The sequence below is a fragment of the Pseudoalteromonas sp. P1-8 genome, from assembly GCF_001399985.1.
Classification (GTDB): domain Bacteria; phylum Pseudomonadota; class Gammaproteobacteria; order Enterobacterales; family Alteromonadaceae; genus Pseudoalteromonas.
Genome location: NZ_LJSO01000020.1, coordinates 13,868 through 34,503 on the forward strand (window position 1 = coordinate 13,868; position 20,636 = coordinate 34,503).

Consider the following 20,636-nt stretch of genomic DNA (forward strand, 5'->3'; position numbering starts at 1 on the left):
TTATAGCTTAAAGCTTCCAACTGTTTTTAAAAACAAAAAGCCCCAGCAGATGCCGGGGCTTTTTAGTAAGGAAACTTAATTAAAAATTAAGCTTTCTTTGGACGCTCAACAACGTCTACTAAAGTCCAAGACTTAGTCTTAGAAATAGGAGCACACTCAGAAATAGTAACTACGTCACCAGTTTGAGCTGTGTTGTTTTCGTCATGTACGTGTAGTTTAGTCGTACGTTTGATGAATTTTCCATATACTGGATGCTTCACGTAACGTGCGATAGCAACAGTGAAAGATTTATCCATCTTGTCGCTGATTACACGGCCTTGAAGAGTACGGATTTTATCGCTCATTATTGACCTGCCTTCTGGTTAATAACTGTTTTTACACGCGCGATATCGCGACGTACTGTTCTTAGCGTGTGTGTCTGAGCTAACTGACCAGTGCTTGCTTGCATGCGCAGGTTGAACTGCTCACGAAGAAGTCCTAGAAGTTCAGCATTTAGCTCTTCTACGCTTTTGTCTTTTAGTTCGCTAGCTTTCATTACATCACCGTCCGAGTTACGAAAGTTGTTGTGAATGGTAATTTACGCGCTGCAAGGTTAAATGCTTCACGAGCAAGCTCTTCAGAAACACCTTCCATTTCGTAAAGTACTTTACCAGGTTGAATTTCAGCAACCCAATATTCAACAGAACCTTTACCTTTACCCATACGAACTTCTAATGGTTTGTTCGTAATTGGCTTATCTGGGAATACACGAATCCAGATTTTACCTTGACGCTTTACGTGACGTGTCATAGCACGACGAGCTGCTTCGATTTGACGAGCAGTCATACGGCCACGGCCAGTAGCTTTCAAACCGAAAGTACCGAAGCTTACTTTGTTACCGTTTTGCGCTAAACCGCGGTTGCGGCCTTTGTGCATTTTACGGAATTTTGTACGTTTTGGCTGTAACATTACTCGCTACCTCTACTTAGCACTTTTTTTGGCTTTCTTTGGCGCGCGTTTAGCTGGCTTCTCTTGCTCTTGTACTAGTGGTAAACCACCAATAACTTCGCCTTTGAAGATCCAAACTTTAACACCAATGATACCATAAGTGGTTAAGGCTTCAGAAGTTGCGTAGTCGATATCAGCACGAAGAGTATGTAGAGGTACACGACCTTCACGATACCATTCTGAACGTGCGATCTCAGCACCGCCAAGACGACCGCTAACTTCAACTTTGATACCCTTTGCACCAATGCGCATTGCATTTTGTACCGAACGCTTCATAGCGCGACGGAACATAACACGACGCTCTAGCTGTGACGCAATACCGTCAGCTACTAGTTGTGCATCAAGTTCAGGCTTACGAACTTCAGCGATATTAATCTGAGCCGGAACACCTGCAATCTTAGTTACTGCTTGACGTAGTTTTTCAACGTCTTCGCCTTTTTTACCGATAACAACACCAGGACGAGCTGTGTGAATTGTTACACGGATAGATTTTGCTGGACGCTCGATAACGATTTTAGACACAGAAGCCGCTTTTAATTCCTTAGTAAGGAAAGTACGTACTTTGTGATCGCCAAAAAGCTGATCAGAGAAATCTTTTGAATTCGCGTACCAGGTAGAAACCCAAGGTTTAGAGATACCTAGGCGAATACCAGTAGGATGAACTTTTTGTCCCATTACTTATACTCCTAGCTATCTGAAACCACAACAGTGATGTGGCTTGTACGCTTAAGGATGCGGTCTGCGCGTCCTTTAGCACGTGGCATAATACGCTTCATTGTTGGACCATCGTCCACAAAGATCGTAGTTACACGAAGCTCATCAATGTCAGCACCTTCGTTATGCTCTGCGTTAGCAATAGCAGACTCAAGTACTTTTTTAACTAATACAGCCGCTTTTTTAGGGCTGTACGCCAGGATTTCTAGAGCGCGATCAACCGGAAGTCCGCGGATCTGATCTGCAACTAGACGTGCTTTTTGCGCCGAACCAGAGGCGAATTTATGTTTAGCTAATGCTTGCATTTATCATTCCCCTCTTAACGTTTCTTCGCTTTCTTATCCGCAGCGTGACCGCGGTAAGTACGAGTTGGTGCAAATTCACCTAGTTTGTGACCGATCATTTCGTCTGTGATGAACACAGGAACGTGCTGACGACCATTATGGACAGCGATGGTCAATCCGATCATGTTAGGTATGATCATTGAACGACGGCTCCAAGTTTTAATTGGCTTCTTGTCACCGCTTTCCAACGCTTTCTCTACCTTCTTCAGCAAGTGTAGGTCAATAAAAGGACCTTTCTTGAGAGAACGTGGCATGGCTATTCCTCAACTATTATTTAGTACGACGACGTACGATAAATTTATCAGTACGCTTGTTCTTACGTGTCTTAGCACCTTTAGTCGGCTTACCCCATGGAGACACAGGATGACGACCACCAGATGTACGACCTTCACCACCACCGTGCGGGTGATCTACCGGGTTCATGGCAACACCACGAACTGTCGGACGGATACCACGCCAGCGATTTGCACCAGCTTTACCTAGTGAACGAAGCATATGCTCAGCATTGCCTACTTCACCAAGTGTTGCGCGACAGTCAGCTGGAACTTTACGAACTTCGCCAGAACGAAGACGTAGAGTTACGTATTGACCTTCACGAGCAAGGATTTGAACGTATGCACCAGCAGAACGTGCGATTTGCGCGCCTTTACCTGGTTTTAATTCTACGTTGTGAACAGTCGAACCTACAGGCATGTTACGCATTGGTAACGTGTTACCAGCTTTGATTGGTGCATCAATACCAGATTGGATTGAATCACCAGCTTTTAAGCCTTTAGGTGCAATAATGTAACGACGCTCACCGTCTGCATATAATACAAGAGCGATGTTTGCGCTACGGTTTGGATCATACTCTAGACGCTCAACAACAGCTGGAATGCCATCTTTAGTGCGTTTAAAGTCGATTACACGGTAATGATGCTTATGACCACCACCGATGTGACGAACCGTGATACGACCTTTGTTATTACGACCACCAGACTTAGAGTTTTTCTCTAGTAGTGGTGCGTAAGGTTTACCCTTATGTAGATCTGGGTTAACCACTTTAACCAGGTGACGACGACCCGCAGAAGTTGGTTTACACTTTTGAAGTGCCATAATTCTAACTCCCCTTATTACTCGGCGCCGCCGACAAAGTCTAGCTCGCTACCTTCTTTAAGAGTAACGTAAGCTTTCTTCCAGTCTGAACGACGACCGAAACGCATGCCAGTACGTTTTGTTTTACCCTTAACGTTTAGTGTGCGAACACCAGTTACTTCTACTTCAAAAAGCTTTTCTGCTGCAGCTTTGATTTCAGCTTTAGTTGCATCAGAAGCTACTTTGAAAACAATCGTGTTGTTCTCTTCAGCAGCGATAGTGCTTTTTTCAGAGATGTGTGGAGCAAGGATCACTTTTAAAAGACGTTCTTCACGGATCATGCTAGCGCCTCCTCAAGTTGCTTAACAGCAGCAGCTGTAATAAGTACCTTATCGAAAGCGATTAGGCTTACAGGATCGATACCAGCTACATCACGCGTGTCAACCTTGTATAGGTTACGTGCCGATAAGAAAAGATTCTCATCTACTTCTTCAGTCACGATTAGAACATCTTTAAGCTCAAGTTCTTTAAGCTTAGAAACTAGTTCTTTAGTTTTTGGTGCTTCAAGACCAAACTGCTCAACAACGATTAAACGCTCTTGACGAACTAATTCAGATAAGATGCTTTTGATCGCACCGCGGTACATTTTACGGTTTACTTTTTGGCTGTGATCTTGTGGTTTAGCTGCGAAGCTAACGCCACCTGAACGCCAAATTGGGCTACGAATTGTACCAGCACGTGCACGGCCAGTACCTTTTTGAGACCATGGTTTTTTACCACCACCGCTTACTTCAGAACGTGTCTTCTGAGCACGAGTACCTTGACGAGCACCTGCTGCGTAAGCAACAACTACTTGGTGTACTAATGCTTCGTTAAACTCACGTCCAAAAGTAGCTTCAGAAACTTCAAGAGCGCCAGAAGCGTCTTTAATTGCTAATTCCATCACTAAATCTCCAGGACTTATGCTTTAACAGCTGGTTTAACGATAACGTCACCGCCGATAGCGCCAGGTACTGCACCTTTAACTAAAAGCAAGTTACGCTCAGCGTCAACGCGAACTAGTTCTAAGTTTTGAGTCGTTACACGCTCAGCACCCATGTGACCGGCCATTTTCTTACCTTTAAACACCTTACCAGGTGATTGGTTTTGACCGATTGAACCAGGAGCACGGTGAGATAGAGAGTTACCGTGAGTAGCGTCTTGCATGCTGAAGTTCCAGCGCTTAACACCACCTTGGAAACCTTTACCTTTAGAAGTACCGGTTACGTCAACTTTGTTGATTTCGTTGAATAATTCAACAGTAAGCTCAGCGCCTACTTCAAAATCGCCTTCACCACCATTTAGGCGGAATTCCCACAGACCGCGACCCGCTTCAACACCAGCTTTAGCGAAGTGACCCGCTGCTGCTTTGTTTACACGGCTTGCTTTTTTAGTGCCTGCGGTTACTTGAAGCGCGTTATAACCGTCAGTTGCTTCAGATTTGATCTGAGCAATGCGGTTAGGTGTCGCTTCGATAACTGTCACAGGGATAGATACACCATCTTCAGTGAAGATACGTGTCATACCCACTTTACGACCGACTAGACCTAATGCCATTTTCCTAAAACCTCTCTAATCTTCCGATTAACCCAGGCTGATTTGAACATCAACACCAGCAGCAAGATCTAAACGCATTAGAGCGTCAACAGTCTTGTCAGTTGGTTCTACGATGTCGATCAGACGTTTATGGGTGCGGATTTCGTACTGATCACGCGCGTCTTTGTTAACGTGCGGTGAAGTTAGTACAGTAAAACGTTCAAAGCGTGTAGGTAGTGGGATTGGACCACGTACTTGTGCGCCAGTGCGTTTCGCAGTTTCCACGATTTCCGCCGTTGATTGGTCAATCAAACGGTGGTCAAAAGCTTTTAGGCGAATACGAATGCGTTGATTTGACATTCTTAAACCTCAATATAAAGAGCATTTAAAAAGAGCATAAAAAAACGACCGAAACAATCTTAATAACTAAGATGTCGGCTGCTTTCTTATATCTACGATGAATTCCAAATCGGAATTCCTGTTTATTAGCTTGAAATCCAAGCTTAATCTTTCCTTCCAAGTTCCCGAGGGAATTTTGAAAGCCTGCGTATTATAGATAGATTGGTGATAAATGCAACAACTATTTTGAAAATCTCAAAGGTCTAAATTAAATTTTGTTTAATTTTCGAACTTTATCAATAACATTAGCGTCTTTAAATTATACTTGTGCGAGTAAAGAAGCTAGAAAATCGCTTTTAAATGGTCAGTCCAGTTAATAATTGTTATTCTATGCCGCTTATTTTTGACCAGACTCGGTCTATTTAATATCTACTAATAACTTTGGTGAGTTGATGCGTATCATTAATCGTTGTTTAAATTTCATTTCTGCCGGTATGAACCGCTTGTTTGTAAAAAGTAAGGTGTTGCCAGAGAATCCGATTGAACAATACAACCTAAACCCAGCCAACCCTACTTTTTATATTGTTAGGCTAAATGCACGCTCTGATTTAGCTGCACTGGCAAGGGTATGTAAAAAATACGGCTTACCTAACCCGACCGAAGAGCAGTTATTAGGTAATGCAGAACTTGATCGCTTTATCGGTATTCAAAACCCACCACCGCTATTTGGTAATAAAAGCAAACCAAGCAATGCCCTGCAGCAAGGCAAACAAATTATTGACCACCTGATGCAATCAGGTGAGAAAAACGTCCAAGTGATCCCGGTGACGATTTTATGGGGTCGTAATCCGGGTAAAGAAAAGCCAGGTTTAGGTACTTTGGTGTCTCATTCATTAACACCTAGCTGGTTTCGTAAATTCTTTGTGTTGCTATTTTCTGGGCGCGATAACTTTATTCGCTTTAGTCAGCCGCTCGATTTATCGTTATTGGTCAATGAAAAAGCTGAGGTTGATGAGCTACCGCATAAACTATTACGTGTAGCCCGCGTGCACTTTCGTCGTCAAAAATTGGCAGCGACAGGCCCGAAAATGCCATCACGTGAGCAGCTATTTAATTCGCTACTTGCCTCACCAACAATAAAAAAAGCAATTCAAATAGAAGCGAAAGAAAAAAACATCAGCCAAGAGCAAGCTCGCCAAAATGCGCTGAAGCTACTTGATGAGATTGCCGCCAATTATAGCGATGCCACCATTCGTGTTGCAGACCGTATTTTAACTTGGCTGTGGAATAAGCTTTATAATGGGATTGATATTAAGTTTTCTGAGCAGGTGCATGAGCTTACAGATAAAGGCCACGAAATTATCTATATGCCATGTCACCGATCGCATATGGATTACTTATTGCTGACCTATTCTATTTACCATTTAGGGTTAGTTCCGCCACATATCGCTGCGGGTATTAACTTAAACTTCTTCCCGGCAGGAGGGATTTTCCGTCGCAGTGGTGCTTTCTTTATTCGCCGCTCATTCGCGGGCAATAAATTGTATTCGTCAGTATTTAAAGAGTACCTGAGCCAGTTATTTATCAAAGGCTATTCAGTAAAGTTTTACACTGAAGGTGGTCGTAGCCGTACTGGTCGGTTGTTACCGCCAAAAACAGGTATGCTCGCCATGACATTACAAGCCATGTTACGTGGCATAGACCGCCCTATTTCAATTGTGCCTGTATACATTGGTTATGAGCACGTAATGGAAATTAATACTTACTTAAAAGAGCTTGCCGGTAACGATAAAAAAGGTGAGTCGGTATTAGGTATCTTTAAGGCAATTAAAAACCTTAAAAACTATGGTCGTGGTTATTTAAACTTTGGCGACCCTATATCGATAAACCAATATCTCAATGATCAACAACCTGATTGGCGAGAGTCGATTCACCCAACTGATGTTCAGAAACCACAATGGCTTGGACCACAAGTCGCTAACCTCGCTGATAAGGTAATGGTTAATATTAATAGCGCCGCTGCACTCAATGCAGTGAATCTACTTGCGATGATATTACTGGTAAATGATAAACACGCGCTAAGTAAACCTAAGCTGATAGCTCAGCTTGAGTTTTATTTACATTTACAACGTAGCGCAAGCTACAGTGAAAAGGTGACCACACCAGACGAAAGCGCCGAGCAGCTATTAGAGCATGCACTTAAACTTAATAAGTTTGATGTGATCAGTGACGAGTTTGGCGAAATTATCGCGATTAACGATAAAGAAAAAACACTGTTCAACTACTACCGTAATAACGTGTTGCACTTATTTGCAGTACCGAGCTTATTGGCGCTGCATTTATTCAAAGCACATCAAACTACCATGGCTGATTGCCAAGCCTTGATTGCACGTTTTTACCCGTTGTTTGCCAAAGAGTGGTTCTTGCATGAGTTAGATGAAAACTACATTACTCGCGTACTCGCAAGCTTCGTTGATCAAGACCTGATTGAAATTGATGGCGATAATATCAAGATCACTAACAGCAACGACTGCTTAGCGAAACTCGAAATGCTCGGTCGTGCCCTAAGCTTAACACTACAACGCTACGCTATCGTGGTTGGTTTTATTCAAACTAGCAGTGGTATTGAGCGTGAAGAACTTGAACATGAAAGCCAAGTGTTAGCAGAGCGCTTAGGCACCTTGCACGGCATTAAAACCCCTGAGTTCTTCGACAAAAAAGTACTTATTGGTTTTATTTCAAGCTTGCGAGAGCAAAAGCTAATTACCGAAACAGAGCAAGGCTTAACGGGCAGCAATGAGCTGTGTGAAGTGTATTTATATCTTAAAGCATTGCTGCCAGCACGGGTCTGGCAGTCAATTGACGATATAGTGCAAAGCCAAGCTCAGCACATAAAAGATTAACGCTGACGCATGACCCCTTCTTGGATCGTTGAGGCAACCAAATTGCCTTGACGGTCAAAGAACTGACCTCGCACCAAACCACGACCAGAGCTCGCACTTGGGCTATCAATCGAATATAAAATCCAATCGTCTAGTCTAAACGGACGGTGAAACCACATTGCATGGTCAATCGTTGCAACCTGCATATTCGGCTGCATAAACGATACCCCGTGCGGCTGTAATGCAGTTGGTAAAAATTCAAAGTCAGATGCGTACGCAAGTAAGTAATTATGAATGCGCTGATCGTCAGGCATCTCACCATTAGCTTTAAACCAAATATGCTTAACGGGCTCCATTACTTGTGGTTTGAATGGGTTATGAAAGGTCACAGGACGCATTTCAATTGGCACTTCACGGATGAACTTATTTCGAATTGGTTCAGGAATAAGCTCTGCATTTGCTTGGTAAAATTCAAGCGATGACTTTAGTTCTTCAGGCTGTGGTACATCAGGCATCTGCGCTTGGTGTGATAAGCCTTCTTCTTCACCTTGGAAAGAAGCGGTCATGTAAAAAATCGGCTTACCATATTGAATTGCTTTTACACGGCGAGTACTAAAACTTTTACCATCACGGATATTCTCTACATCATAGACAATCGGCTTTGCAGCATCACCTGGGCGCAAAAAGTAAGAGTGTAAAGAGTGAACAATACGCCCTTGTGGTAATGTTTCTTTTGCGGCAGATAGAGCTTGGCCCATTACTTGGCCACCGAATACAGCTCTAAATCCTAAATCTTGGCTTTGCCCGCGATACAAGCCTTGCTCAATCTCTTCTAACGACATTAATGACAGTAGGTCATCTAATACTTGGCTCATTTATTTATCCTCAATCCCGACAAGCGTTTAATGATACTATAGACTAATTGGAAGTAAATCTTTGTAAGAGCACCTCATTATGGCTTATTGGCTTTTTAAAACCGAACCCGATGCATTTTCAATTGATGATCTAAAAAACGCACCTGAGCAAACCTCTATGTGGGATGGCGTGCGTAATTATCAAGCCCGCAACTTTCTGCGCGATGGTATCAAGCAAGGTGACTTGGTGATGATTTATCATTCAAGTTGCAAACAGGTGGGTGTTGCAGGTATCGCTACGGTAACTCGCGAAGCCTATGCCGACCCAACACAGTTTGATTTAAATAGCGATTACTACGATGCCAAAGCAACTGCTGATAACCCGCGATGGTTTGTAGTCGATGTGCAATATCAAGCACACCTTAAAAAGCTAGTTAGCCTGCAGGCGATTAAAGCCAATGAGTCAATTACCGAAATCGCCCTTAAAAAAGGTGGTCGATTGTCAGTAATGCCTGTAACTGAACATGACTGGCAACAGATCATCGCAATGAGCGAGGGCTAAGCATATAAAGTAGCGGCCATTTTTAATGAGCTGCTATTTTTGCTATAATTTCGCCCCTTTATTTTAGAGGTACTAAGGGGGGGTGTATGAAATTATTGTATTGGTTAGAGGAATGGACCAATCTCCCACGCGATGAGCAACAAAGCCGTGTTCCTATGACTGGCGGTGATTTGCTCGGCGACGTTTATGTGAAATACCATATCATTGATGCCAATAAGCCCCTGCTAATTACCTTCTCTCCTGCTGGAACAAATTATCAAGAACATGATATCAATGATGATTTTTCGCCTTGGGCTTATAAGCTCGCGAAAAAGCAAGATGTGAATATCATCGCCTTTCAACATTTAGGCATTAGCAACTGGTTTAGACACCGTAATCTGTTGTTTTTCATTGAGCAGCTAGCACCACTGATTGGCGGGTTCAAAGAGCGATTAGGTTATGGTTTGAGTCGAGGAGGCTTTGCCGTTGGTGCCTTTGCCAATCTATTAAAGCTAGACAAGGTTTTACTCTTTCACCCAGTTAGCACAAAAAACAAAGAAAAAGCGCCATGGGATGACCGTTCAAGTACCGACATCGCGCAAAAATTTGATTGGAACGGTGACTACCACGATTTAGATTTAGGCCATGCAAAGGGTTATATTATTTACGACCCAACGAATCGCATCGACCGAGCTCATGCTAAACGTTACCCACAACTAACCCACTTACGCGTGTTTGGTATGGGCCATAGTGTTCATGCAACATATTTAAATAAGTTTGGTTTTTATAAAGATGTTGCTGTTGATTTTATTAGCCACCAGCAAGTTGATATAGCCCAATTCCGCCAGCAAACCAAAACGCTGCGCTTTAAAGAAGATTATTATCGTCGTCTAAATAAGGCAAACAAGAGTTCGCCACATCGTTTAGCCTTACTGAGCACCGCGCATACAATTTTAGCTGAAGAAAAAGCCGAGCACATGCAAGAGCAAAAAGATGCGATTGATGTGCAACCGCTGATTGATGTTGCAATCAAACATCAAGATGAGCACCCAAACGATGCAATTAAGGTCTTAGAAGTGGCGCAGCAACTCTCACCCGATGATCCTGTGATAGACCATAAACTAAAACAGTTGAAATGATACAGCTGCTGTAAGTTTGAGGAGAGTTAACCCTTAGGTTTTACTTTACGGTGCTTTTTGACTCGCCCGTGTTTAGGGATGATTGTTAAATACATTACCAAAGCTAACCACGAAAAGAAGATGATACCTATTAACCAAGCATTCTTTTCGTGGCCTTGTGTGCGTTTACTATTGAGCACAATGACCACAGGTAAAATGTAGGCACTGAGTACAATAATTAAAAACACAACTTCGTTCATAAATACCAATTCGCTTAATTAAAAGTATTATTGCGGATTGGTACTATACCAACGCAGACCAATCAACTTCGTCACTCAAAACACGCTCCGCAGCAATATAATGCAAAATATCTCCCTCACTTACTACATAATCAAGTGGCGGGTTTAAGTCCATATTTTTTGCACTCAAATTATGTGCTACACCCAGCAGTATAGCATCGTGACTATATTTAAAGTGATGAAACAGCTTGCCAAACTCCATTGCTTGCACGCCTTTTGGAATTGGTAAACTAAACTGAGTATCACCATGAAGTGTTGATAACAGCTCTTCTTGCACCCGGCTTGAACCTGGGTCTTGCATTGAACGCACTAGTATCTCGGCTGACTTAGCACTGCTACATTCTACATTGTGGCAATGCTCATGTAGCATTTCGATTTTAGTTTCATCAGTAAAGTGTGCGCTAATGTGGCACTGTTCATTGACCAACTTGCTAATACGCAGGGCTGTTGTAAACGTTTGGTCATCGTCTTGGCCATCAATAATAATTTTGTCGGCGCGATCAATGGCAATTCTTTTCAACTCATCTAGGTCAGTAAAGCTACTTAGACGAGCAAAATCAACCATAGGATTTGCTAAAAACGGATGTTCCATTTGCTCAGTAACCGCCAATAAAATACGACGATCTAAGCGTTTATGATCGGCCAAGATATAGTCAACCATCTTTTTAGTACGTGTATCATGCCAACCAAAAATAATAATGTGATTGTTTATATGTGCGAAGCTTTTATCACCCGTCATAGCGCGCCTAATTAAATAAGTTACTGTTTGCCCTGTTTTTCCTAACAGAACGCCAAATAATGCTAAACCAAAAGGTATTTGCAGTAATGCGACAATCCAACGGCCAAGCTCAGTGCTCGCGCTAAAATCGCCATAGCCAACTGTAGATGTAGTTACTACATAATAATAAAAATAAGTACTAAGTGGTGTGAGCGCTTGCTCTCCTGCAAGCATAAGCAGCCACCAAATAAGTAGCATATGCAAAAGCGTAGTAAATACCACAGCCTGCCAACTTACTTGATCAATGTGACTGCGAATAAGTACCACTAAACGATTAAATATATGATGCATAATCCTTGCGATTTATAGTGGAAGAAATTATCGATACGGTACTGTAATGCTTGCTCTTTGGCAACTGATGGAAAATTACTAATGCATGTCGATGAAAAATGATAGTAGACTATACTATCTCTGTATTAGGTGTTTAGGGTGAAATATGTCAGGTGTTCTTGCTTCCGTCGATAAGCGTACGCAACTGGTCGGTGAAAACCGCTTAGAGCTTTTACTATTTTACCTACACAGTCGCCACTTATTCGCTCTCAATGTGTTTAAAGTTAAAGAAGTGGTGAAGTTACCGCAAATTAGCAAAATTCCCCACGCCCACCCTAAAGTTTCTGGGGTTGTAAATATTCGTGGCGAATCAATTCCGGTGATTGATTTGCGCAAAGCGATAAACATGCCTGAAGCTAAACACATCGAAGATACAAACCTCGTTATCACTGAATACAATCGTACCGTGCAAGGCTTTTTAATTGGTAAAGTTGATCAAATCATCAATATGACATGGTCAGATATTATGCCGCCACCAACTGCAATTGGTAAAAATCATTACCTAACAGCCTTAACTAAAGTAAAACGCGATGGCCAAGAGCAGCTGGTTGAAATTATCGATGTAGAAAAAGTGCTCGCCGAAATCGTTGAGTACGAAGTTCAAATATCTGAAGACATTCTAGATAAAAGCATCGTGAACGAGTTTGCAGGCCGCAAAATTCTTCACGCCGATGATTCGCCAACTGCTCGTAAGCAAGTAAGCGATACCTTGTCGCAACTTGGCATCGAAATCATACCTGCTCGTAACGGACTTGAAGCACTCGAAATGCTAAAAGGCTGGGCTGATCAAGGCAAAGATGTTGAGAAAGAGCTACTCATGGTGATCACCGATGCTGAAATGCCAGCAATGGATGGCTACCGTTTAACACACGAAATTCGTAACGACAGCCGAATGAAGAACCTACATATTGTGCTTAATACATCTTTGAGTGGTAGCTTTAACCAAGCTTTAGTTGAGAAGGTTGGCTGTAATGCCTTCTTATCAAAGTTCCAGCCAATACTATTAGTAGAAGAAGTTCAAGCCCGCTTAAAAGCCGTGCTAGAGCAAGATTCACAGTAAGCGCATTTAGCATCAGTTTTTAAAGGCATAAGCTAAAGCAACGACGTCGCAATTTGCCAATCATCGTTAATCATGATTTATTGGCATTATCGATTCCACGACAACAATAAAAACTATGCTAAATCGCGTTGCTAAACCATTCACTAAACTAGTAGAGCGTTATCTACCCGACCCGTTTGTATTTGTTATATTACTCACCTTGCTGAGCTTTATCGTTGCGAGCCTCTTTACGCCGTCAACGCCCACGCAAGTGCTCGCGGCTTGGGGTGGTGGATTTTGGAACCTATTACAATTTGCCATGCAAATGCTGCTAGTGCTGCTAACGGGCTACATGCTAGCGAGCACCCCGGTAATGCGCAGTATACTCAACAAACTCGCGACTCTTGCCAACAGCCCTGCTAAAGCGATCATACTCGTTACACTCGTGTCTTTATTAGCAAGCTGGCTAAATTGGGGCTTTGGTTTAGTGATTGGCGCTTTGTTCGCCAAAGCAATTGCGAAACATACCCGCGTTGATTACCGTTTGTTAGTGGCCAGTGCCTATTCGGGTTTTATTGTTTGGCATGGCGGCTTAGCCGGTTCAGTGCCGCTGACAATCGCAACCGATGGCCACTTTGCAGAGCAAAGTATTGGGGTAATAGGCACCGAAAACACGATTTTTTCGGCATTTAATATCGCTATTGTTGTGGGCTTGTTTATCGTCATGCCGCTGGTAAATCGCTATATGTTGCCGAGCGAAAAAGACAGTGTGTATGTTGACCCTGCAAAGCTTGAAGATGAATCACAGCAAGCAGATACGCCTACCCGCCCTGCTGAAGTAATAGAGCATAGTCGTTTGCTTGGTATGGGGGTAGGTGCCTTTGGTCTTGCCTATTTATTCTATTATTTTGTGCTAAACGGAGGCGGCTTAAACTTAAATAGCGTGATCGCAATTTTCTTATTTAGCGCAATTTTACTGCATCAAACACCGCATAATTTACTTAGTAGCTTACAGCAAGCAATCCCTAGTGGCGCTGGTATTGTGATTCAATTTCCATTTTATGCGGGGATCATGGCGATTATGGTAAAAACGGGACTTGCTCAACAAATCTCTGAAGGATTTATTGCCATTGCAACAGCCGAAACACTGCCTTTTTGGAGTTTTTTAAGTGCAGGGTTTGTGAATATTTTTGTGCCATCAGGTGGCGGCCAATGGGCAGTGCAAGCGCCAATTGTCATTCCTGCAGCACAAACACTTGGCGCAGATATGCCACGGGTGGCTATGGCTGTCGCATGGGGCGATGCTTGGACTAACCTTATTCAGCCGTTCTGGGCACTCCCCGTACTTGCTATTGCCGGCTTAAAAGCCAAAGACATCATGGGCTTTTGTCTTGTGCAGCTGATCATCACCGGCGTGTTTATATCGTTAATGCTGAGTTTTTACCCTTAACACGATATTAGGAAGTGTTAAAAACACTTCCTAATATCTGGCGGTGCATGCTAACTTGCTAAAATCTTCATTGGTAAGCTGAGGATTGGGCTTTCTGAGTCAGCAAAGTGCATCATCACCGCAACGTGACCTGCAACAACCAGTGCGTACATTACCGCTGAAAAACCTTGTCCATAAGTATCGAGAGGGATGAGGTGTGAGTAGTGACGTCCGCGCCACTCAAAGATAATCTCAAGTGCTCCTACAAATAAGAAAAACACCAGTAGCATCAAGCCGAAGGTATAGCTTAACCACAAGCCAAATAACACACCTAATAAACACACACTAAGGCCTATCCATGAACGCATCGAAAAACTGATGCTTTTAAGTACATGGCCGCCATCTAAGGGCAGAATAGGTAACAAGTTAAATAGGTTTAACAGTGCACTAAGTACCGCCACACCTGCGAATATTTCCATTTCTGTGGCGTAGTAAAGCACCACTCCCAGCACTGAGGTAATTAAGCCAAAAGCGGGCCCCATGAGTGAGATCACCACGTCTTGCCACCGGGTGGTAATTTTATCATCAGAAACAGCCAAACCACCGACAAAGGGAATAAGGTAAATACCTTTAGTTTTAATGCCAAAATATTTCATAGCGCGCACATGACCATATTCATGCACCACCAAGCAAGCAATTAGCATCAAGGCAAACTCGATTGAGAATAACCACGCATAGCCTGCCACCGAAGCACCCGCTAAAGCCGCTTTGACGACTTTTGCACTTTTGAATAATTTAAAGCCCAGTGCCAGCAAACCAATAATGCCGCGTTTTGGTTCAGCTTCTTGTAACTCAGGTAAAGCAAGTTGGCTCACCTGCTGCTGGTTAACAAAGATTGCTAAGCTTTTTTCCTGCACTTTACTAGTATCAAGGCCAATACGCTGCCCCTGAAAATCAAACTCATAAAGATCTGACTCTGGATTATCGAAGGCAATTGCTTGTTGTTGATGAAAAAGCTGAATTAACTGTGAGCCGTTTAAATGCAAAATAAAGGTTTCGTCTGCGAGGCTCAGCTGAAGTCTGACCATAGTTCTTATAAATACGAATAAAAAGTGCGGCTATTATACTGAGGCCTTACAAAATTACGAATTTCCTTTAGGTACAAGGAGGTATACTTTTCGCACCACAAAACAAGCAAAAAACATGACGAAACACCGTTTATCTACTACTTTTAACTATAGCGTTCTTGTTCATGGAGTGAATATGGTGAAGTCAAATAGACACATTCTCGTAGTGGATGACTCAAAAGCCATCCTGATTGTTATGCATGCCATTTTGAATGAGCTTGAGGTTCCGCACATCACAACCTGCCTAAGTGCAGAAGAAGCTTTAGAAAAAATTAAAAAAGCACCTCGATTCTTTGATGCTATTTTTACCGACCTCAATATGCCAGATATGGATGGTATGGAGCTTATTCGTCACTTAGGCGCTATGAAATACCAAGGTGCAATTGCCATTATTTCTGAGATGGATCCTAAAGTTATAGACCTTGCAGCAGACCTTGCTCGTAAACATAACGCTCACTTAATTGGTAACGTCACTAAACCAGTGCAACTCAATCAAGTGTATTTACTACTGCAAAAGCTTGAGCACTTTGCTATTCATGTTGAGCGTACAAAAACCCCTATTTCTGAGTCACTGCTACTACATGCCATCAGTCATAATGAAATTATTCCGTTTTATCAACCTAAGATAAATCGCCACGATAATCGGGTTGAAAGTATTGAGGTGCTTGCCCGTATCAACACAAGCCAAGCAGATGAAATTATCTTACCGGAGCGCTTCATTTGTATCGCTGAAGACCTAGATTTAATAAACCTTATTACTTTTCAATTGTTTGAAAAAGCCACTAACGATTTTGCAGAAATCAAAGAGCAGTTTGATCCTAACTTAAAACTGGCGTTTAACTTATCTCCTTCGCAGCTCGAGGACTTAAGCTGCCCAGATAAACTGGCTTTAATACTGCACCTTAACAACCTAACACCCAGTGAAGTTATTTTAGAAATTACCGAACAGTATGCTCTACGCAGCACTGCACAACTCGAAACACTCAACCGTTTACGAATGCGCGGTTTTGGTATTTCTCTTGATGATTTTGGTACAGGATTTACCAATGTTCAGCAGCTAAAAACACTACCGTTTACCGAAATTAAGATCGATCGCACCTTGATTAGCAATATTGAAACCGATCAGTTTTCCCAAGTGATTGTTAGTAGCTTGGTGAATATAGCGATACAAGAAGATCTCGCTATTGTGGCCGAAGGGATTGAACGAGTTGAAGAACTTGAATACCTCGACCGCTACAAAGAGTTTATTTTAATGCAGGGCTTTTTGCTGTGCCGCCCGAAAGCTAAAGAAGACTTTTTAAATTGGTCACTCTCATGGCGGCAAATGGTAAAAACTGCAGCAGGACATCGCCGCTAAGGTTTACGCTTATCGTCACTAACGATGGTATTACTCGATGCTAAGCGTTGTCGCCAACGCTGTTTGGCGACTTTTTGCATATTGGCTGATTGATCATGTTCATCAACAATTTCGAGCCCCATTAATGCTTCAATTAAATCTTCAAGAGTGACAATACCTTGTACATCACCATATTCATCCACGACTAAACAAATATGCGTGCGCTCAGATAGTAAGGTTTCGAGTAAGGTCGGCACATGCAAGGTTTCTGGTACGGTGTAAATAGGCTTAACAAGCTTGCTAATTTTATAGTCTTCACCCAGACGGTGATAAGCCAGCATAATGTCATTTTTATGCACAAAACCAATAATATCATCACCATTTTTGTCATAAACCAATACTCTAGAGAACGAAGAAGAACCATGCTCCGCCAAGTATTGGTTTACGGTTAAGTCTTTATGCACTTTAAAAAGCACCGTACGTGGTGTCATTAAGGTATCGAGTTTGGCATGACGAAAGTGCAGCAGGCTACGAATGATTTCAGATTCATCTTGCCCAAGTGCTCCAGACTCAGTACCGATATCAGCCATGGCTTCAATCTCTTGGCGAATATAATAGGCTTCATCGTAATTACGCCCCAAAAAGCGCGTTAAAATGTCTGCAAACCACACAAAGGGTTTTAGAATAAACACCAACCAAATTAGGCTCACACTAACAATGGGTGTTAATCCTCGCCAATAATTAGCTCCTAATGTTTTAGGAATAATTTCAGAAAGCACTAGTACCAATAGCGTCATAATTGCAGAGGCAACACCAACCGCAGCATCTGAAAACACCACTGCAGCTTGTGCGCCAACGCCAGCGGCACCTGCTGTGTGCGCTATGGTATTTAACGTAAGTATTGCAGCTAAAGGTTGGTCTATATTGTCTTTAAGCTTACCAACACGTTTTGCTAATTGTGGTTGTTGCTTTCTGAGCATGGCAACATAACTGGGCGTAATACTTAACAGTACCGCCTCCATCACTGAGCACAAAAACGAAACCGCAATGGCAACAAACATATAAACAAGTAACAATGTCACTGTAAGCCCTCTTAAAAAGTTAACCTGCTCACCATAGCAATTGAAAACCACAAGCTCAAACCCGACTGCAATCTAACGCAGAGCACTTTTTGGGTAATTTGCAGCGTGCTATATTGGTTTAAATTACCTTCAACAGGCGAAACTATGACACTTTCAACTACTTGGCTAAGCCAATCAGCCAAGCTAAAAACAACATTCAGTGCATTAGCGTTATGTGCGTTAAGTAATACAGCGATGGCCGATGTCATTGATAAATCAGCGGTGCAATTTATTGGCCCTCTTGGCGAAGATATGCAACTTAAGCCATATCAAACGGATCATCGCGATGCCATTATTGCTAACCTATTACCTAGCTTGCAAAAAAGCACCGATAGCATACGCGTTTTTGGTAATGAGCTTGACTGGCAATCATTCGACAAAGTGAGCGCGCTAACACTTGGTGGTTTGCAAGCACTCAAATTTACCGCCTCGACAGAGCGTTTTAGCCAAGGCTCATTAACACTTAAAGGCATTGAAAACGCACAGCTATTTATTGATGGTGAAAAGCAAACAGAAAAAAATAAAAGCTATGAGCTAGCTTTAAGCCAAGGCGATCATCAGTTTGTTATCATCACTGAGCAAGTAGCCAACTGGAATGAGGTTGAGCTTGATTTTACGGCTAAGTCAGAACTAGACGCTGTGCAATTTAGTGCTAAACAACAACACGGTTTGTCTGCTAAACAATTATTTGATGCGCCAACGGTCAGTTATATTTCAATGGCACCAAATGGCGATTACTTCATTACTAGCCAACGTCATTACGAAGATGCAAGCGCTAATCAAGCGCAATATGTTACTGAACTTAAAGACGAAAAAAACAATACACTTTATCGCTTTGAGTCAGCCCAACCAAGTAACATTACTTGGAGCCCAGATAGCAAAAGTTTAGTGTATTTATTAGATGGCGAGCTTAAGCGTTTGAACCTAAAAACCATGCAACTTAGCGTCATTGCTAAAAACCTCTCTGGTGCAAATGGCTTTCAGTTTTTTGATAACAACAGCTTAATTTTTAGTTGGTCAAAGTCCCCAACAGACAATGGCAAGCTCACTAAACATTATCAAGGCCTGCAAGACCGTTGGTCTTATGCTCGTACTACATCGCAAGTCTATTTACTCGATATATCAACAGGTCTAAGCAAAACCTTAAGCCAAGGACCACTTAGCCATTCACTTGAAGATTTTGACGCTAAAAGCGGTCACGTCTTAATGAGCCGCTCAGCACAAGCTATGCAACTCTCACCACAGCCAGCAACAGAACTTGTTGAGCTAAACTTAGCTTCATCGGCTCTTACGGTACTTGGTCAATACAAAACATTTAATCAGGCTAAATATACTGACGACGGAATTTATGTCACTGCCGGACCAGATTTTAATAATGGCTTAGGTCGCAATCTTCCTAAAGGAATGCTTGCTAATAACTATGATGGTCAACTTTATTTACTCAGCCGTGACGGTAAAAAAGCAACCCCTTTAAGTAAAGAGTTTAACCCGGCTATCGGCCAGTTAAACGTTCTTAAAAACGGTGATGCACTGATTAAAGTTACCGAGCAAGATACTGTACAACTTTATCAATTCGACTTAAGCAAAAAGCGTTTTAATAAAGTGAATACGGGCTTTGATGTTGTTGAGCAAGTTAGCTATTCACACGAACGCACCCCGCGCATTTTGGTTACCGGCACCACAGCGTCAACACCTCAGCAGTTAAAACAACTAAGCTTAGGTAAGAGCCGCGCTAAAGTAATGTGGGACTCTAAGCCAATTGGCTATGAAAATACGCATGTAGCCTCATTGGAAGAGTTTAACTTTACTAATAAAGATGGCATTGAAATTAAGGGTCGCGTTTATTTACCGCATGATTTAGATAGCAATAAACAATATCCTGCGCTGGTTTATTATTATGGCGGTACATCGCCAGTAACTCGTGGTTTTACCGGTCGCTACCCATTTAACCTATGGGCTGAGCATGGTTATGTTGTTTACGTTGTACAACCTACTGGCGCAACCGGCTTTGGCCAAGAGTTCTCGGCTAAACACGTCAACGCATGGGGTGAATACACCGCCAACGACATCATCGACGGCACAAAAGCCTTTTTAGATAAATATAGCTTTGTAGATAGTAAGCGTGTAGGTAATTTAGGAGCCTCTTACGGTGGCTTTATGACCATGCTACTCGCAACTAAAACAGATATGTTCAGTGCATCGATTGCTCATGCTGGAATTTCAAATATCACCTCGTACTGGGGCCAAGGTTGGTGGGGTTACTTATACTCAGCTGAGGCATCTAAAAATAGCTACCCGTGGAACAATCCTACACTTTATAGCCAGCACAGCCCGGTGTTTCATGCTGACAAAGTAACAACGCCGCTATTACTCCTTCATGGGGATTCGGATACCAACGTACCAGTTGGTGAAAGCCACAATATGTACACCGCATTAAAGTTATTAGGTAAAGATGTTGACCTGATTGAGTACAAAGGTGCAGATCACCAAATTTTTGCTCGAGATAAACGTTTCGACTGGTGGAATACCATGTTGGCTTATTTCGATAAAAACTTAAAAGATCAGCCACAATGGTGGCAATATCTTTATCCTGAAAAGTAGATTAATAACTTGGCTGAGTACTGTGCGAGTGCTCAGCTTTCACCCTTTTCAACTATAGCTAAGCCATTAAATTGTAAGAAATAGTTACAAACCTCGCCAATACACTTCTCAGCCTTTGCTATACAGTGCTAACATAACAACAAATCAA

Annotated in this window: 23 protein-coding genes; 7 read left to right on the forward strand and 16 right to left on the reverse strand. The window is 42.4% G+C overall.

The window, feature by feature from the left end:
• Positions 1-86: 86 nt before the first annotated feature.
• The 11 genes from rpsQ to rpsJ are packed head-to-tail and all read right to left on the reverse strand — an operon-like array spanning position 87 to position 5,054.
• Entirely contained in the window at positions 87-344 is a 258-nt protein-coding gene (gene rpsQ / locus AN213_RS18960; protein WP_054552372.1) for a 30S ribosomal protein S17, read from the reverse strand.
• Positions 344-535, reverse strand: coding sequence for a 50S ribosomal protein L29 (rpmC, locus tag AN213_RS18965; protein ID WP_054552371.1), 192 nt, complete (start codon positions 533-535; stop codon positions 344-346). The genes rpsQ and rpmC overlap by 1 nt, the downstream gene beginning before the upstream one ends.
• Positions 535-948, reverse strand: a complete 414-nt coding sequence (gene rplP / locus AN213_RS18970) for a 50S ribosomal protein L16 (RefSeq protein ID WP_036974208.1) — start codon at positions 946-948, stop codon at positions 535-537. Before rplP ends, rpmC begins: the two co-directional genes overlap by 1 nt.
• A 12-nt stretch (positions 949-960) precedes the next feature.
• Entirely contained in the window at positions 961-1,662 is a 702-nt protein-coding gene (rpsC, locus tag AN213_RS18975; RefSeq protein ID WP_054552370.1) for a 30S ribosomal protein S3, read from the reverse strand.
• An 11-nt stretch (positions 1,663-1,673) separates the two neighbouring features.
• Complete coding sequence (rplV, locus tag AN213_RS18980; RefSeq protein ID WP_004588690.1) at positions 1,674-2,006, reverse strand: 50S ribosomal protein L22; 333 nt, start codon at positions 2,004-2,006, stop codon at positions 1,674-1,676.
• A 14-nt stretch (positions 2,007-2,020) separates the two neighbouring features.
• Positions 2,021-2,299, reverse strand: a complete 279-nt coding sequence (gene rpsS / locus AN213_RS18985) for a 30S ribosomal protein S19 (protein ID WP_010376377.1) — start codon at positions 2,297-2,299, stop codon at positions 2,021-2,023.
• 16 nt (positions 2,300-2,315) lie between these two features.
• Complete coding sequence (rplB, locus tag AN213_RS18990; protein WP_054552369.1) at positions 2,316-3,140, reverse strand: 50S ribosomal protein L2; 825 nt, start codon at positions 3,138-3,140, stop codon at positions 2,316-2,318.
• Positions 3,141-3,157: 17 nt separating this feature from the next.
• Positions 3,158-3,460 (reverse strand): 50S ribosomal protein L23, encoded by a 303-nt coding sequence (rplW, locus tag AN213_RS18995; protein WP_054552368.1) that lies wholly within the window; start codon positions 3,458-3,460, stop codon positions 3,158-3,160.
• Positions 3,457-4,062 carry a 50S ribosomal protein L4 gene (gene rplD, locus AN213_RS19000; protein ID WP_054552367.1) on the reverse strand — a complete coding sequence of 202 codons (606 nt, stop codon included), beginning with the start codon at positions 4,060-4,062 and terminating at the stop codon, positions 3,457-3,459. The genes rplW and rplD overlap by 4 nt, the downstream gene beginning before the upstream one ends.
• A 17-nt stretch (positions 4,063-4,079) precedes the next feature.
• Positions 4,080-4,715, reverse strand: coding sequence for a 50S ribosomal protein L3 (gene rplC, locus AN213_RS19005; protein ID WP_036974218.1), 636 nt, complete (start codon positions 4,713-4,715; stop codon positions 4,080-4,082).
• A gap of 27 nt (positions 4,716-4,742) precedes the next feature.
• Positions 4,743-5,054: a 30S ribosomal protein S10 gene (gene rpsJ / locus AN213_RS19010; protein ID WP_002957900.1), complete on the reverse strand. Its 312-nt coding sequence runs from the start codon at positions 5,052-5,054 to the stop codon at positions 4,743-4,745.
• Positions 5,055-5,485: 431 nt separating this feature from the next.
• Between rpsJ and plsB the strand changes: the two genes are divergently transcribed.
• Positions 5,486-7,936 (forward strand): glycerol-3-phosphate 1-O-acyltransferase PlsB, encoded by a 2,451-nt coding sequence (plsB, locus tag AN213_RS19015; RefSeq protein WP_054563923.1) that lies wholly within the window; start codon positions 5,486-5,488, stop codon positions 7,934-7,936.
• On the opposite strand, the gene tesB is transcribed toward plsB, so the two are convergent.
• Entirely contained in the window at positions 7,933-8,790 is an 858-nt protein-coding gene (gene tesB / locus AN213_RS19020) for an acyl-CoA thioesterase II (protein WP_054552365.1), read from the reverse strand. The two genes, plsB and tesB, sit on opposite strands and share 4 nt — an antisense overlap.
• A 79-nt stretch (positions 8,791-8,869) precedes the next feature.
• Between tesB and AN213_RS19025 the strand changes: the two genes are divergently transcribed.
• Positions 8,870-9,331: an EVE domain-containing protein gene (locus tag AN213_RS19025; protein ID WP_055199360.1), complete on the forward strand. Its 462-nt coding sequence runs from the start codon at positions 8,870-8,872 to the stop codon at positions 9,329-9,331.
• A gap of 86 nt (positions 9,332-9,417) precedes the next feature.
• Positions 9,418-10,449: a hypothetical protein gene (locus AN213_RS19030; RefSeq protein ID WP_055199361.1), complete on the forward strand. Its 1,032-nt coding sequence runs from the start codon at positions 9,418-9,420 to the stop codon at positions 10,447-10,449.
• Positions 10,450-10,475: 26 nt separating this feature from the next.
• Here the strand turns inward: AN213_RS19030 and AN213_RS19035 are convergent, their stop codons facing one another.
• Together AN213_RS19035 and AN213_RS19040 are read right to left on the reverse strand one after the other, a co-directional pair.
• Positions 10,476-10,688 carry a hypothetical protein gene (locus tag AN213_RS19035; RefSeq protein WP_054563926.1) on the reverse strand — a complete coding sequence of 71 codons (213 nt, stop codon included), beginning with the start codon at positions 10,686-10,688 and terminating at the stop codon, positions 10,476-10,478.
• 43 nt (positions 10,689-10,731) lie between these two features.
• The gene (locus AN213_RS19040) at positions 10,732-11,796 is read right to left on the reverse strand and encodes a potassium channel family protein (RefSeq protein ID WP_054563927.1); all 1,065 of its coding nucleotides are present in this window, start codon (positions 11,794-11,796) and stop codon (positions 10,732-10,734) included.
• Positions 11,797-11,941: 145 nt separating this feature from the next.
• On the opposite strand from AN213_RS19040, the gene AN213_RS19045 reads away from it, so the two are divergent.
• Both AN213_RS19045 and AN213_RS19050 read left to right on the forward strand, forming a co-directional pair.
• The gene (locus AN213_RS19045; RefSeq protein WP_054563928.1) at positions 11,942-12,895 is read left to right on the forward strand and encodes a chemotaxis protein CheV; all 954 of its coding nucleotides are present in this window, start codon (positions 11,942-11,944) and stop codon (positions 12,893-12,895) included.
• Between the two features lie 115 nt (positions 12,896-13,010).
• The gene (locus AN213_RS19050; RefSeq protein WP_055021747.1) at positions 13,011-14,324 is read left to right on the forward strand and encodes a short-chain fatty acid transporter; all 1,314 of its coding nucleotides are present in this window, start codon (positions 13,011-13,013) and stop codon (positions 14,322-14,324) included.
• Positions 14,325-14,374: 50 nt separating this feature from the next.
• On the opposite strand, the gene AN213_RS19055 is transcribed toward AN213_RS19050, so the two are convergent.
• Positions 14,375-15,391, reverse strand: coding sequence for a metalloprotease (locus tag AN213_RS19055; protein WP_055199362.1), 1,017 nt, complete (start codon positions 15,389-15,391; stop codon positions 14,375-14,377).
• A gap of 175 nt (positions 15,392-15,566) precedes the next feature.
• On the opposite strand from AN213_RS19055, the gene AN213_RS19060 reads away from it, so the two are divergent.
• Complete coding sequence (locus AN213_RS19060; RefSeq protein ID WP_054563931.1) at positions 15,567-16,787, forward strand: EAL domain-containing protein; 1,221 nt, start codon at positions 15,567-15,569, stop codon at positions 16,785-16,787.
• Here the strand turns inward: AN213_RS19060 and AN213_RS19065 are convergent.
• On the reverse strand, positions 16,784-17,848 hold the full coding sequence (locus AN213_RS19065) for a hemolysin family protein (RefSeq protein WP_054563948.1): 1,065 nt from the start codon (positions 17,846-17,848) through the stop codon (positions 16,784-16,786). The genes AN213_RS19060 and AN213_RS19065 overlap by 4 nt on opposite strands.
• 144 nt (positions 17,849-17,992) lie before the next feature.
• On the opposite strand from AN213_RS19065, the gene AN213_RS19070 reads away from it, so the two are divergent.
• Positions 17,993-20,488, forward strand: a complete 2,496-nt coding sequence (locus tag AN213_RS19070; RefSeq protein ID WP_055199363.1) for a S9 family peptidase — start codon at positions 17,993-17,995, stop codon at positions 20,486-20,488.
• The last annotated feature ends 148 nt before the right edge of the window (positions 20,489-20,636 follow it).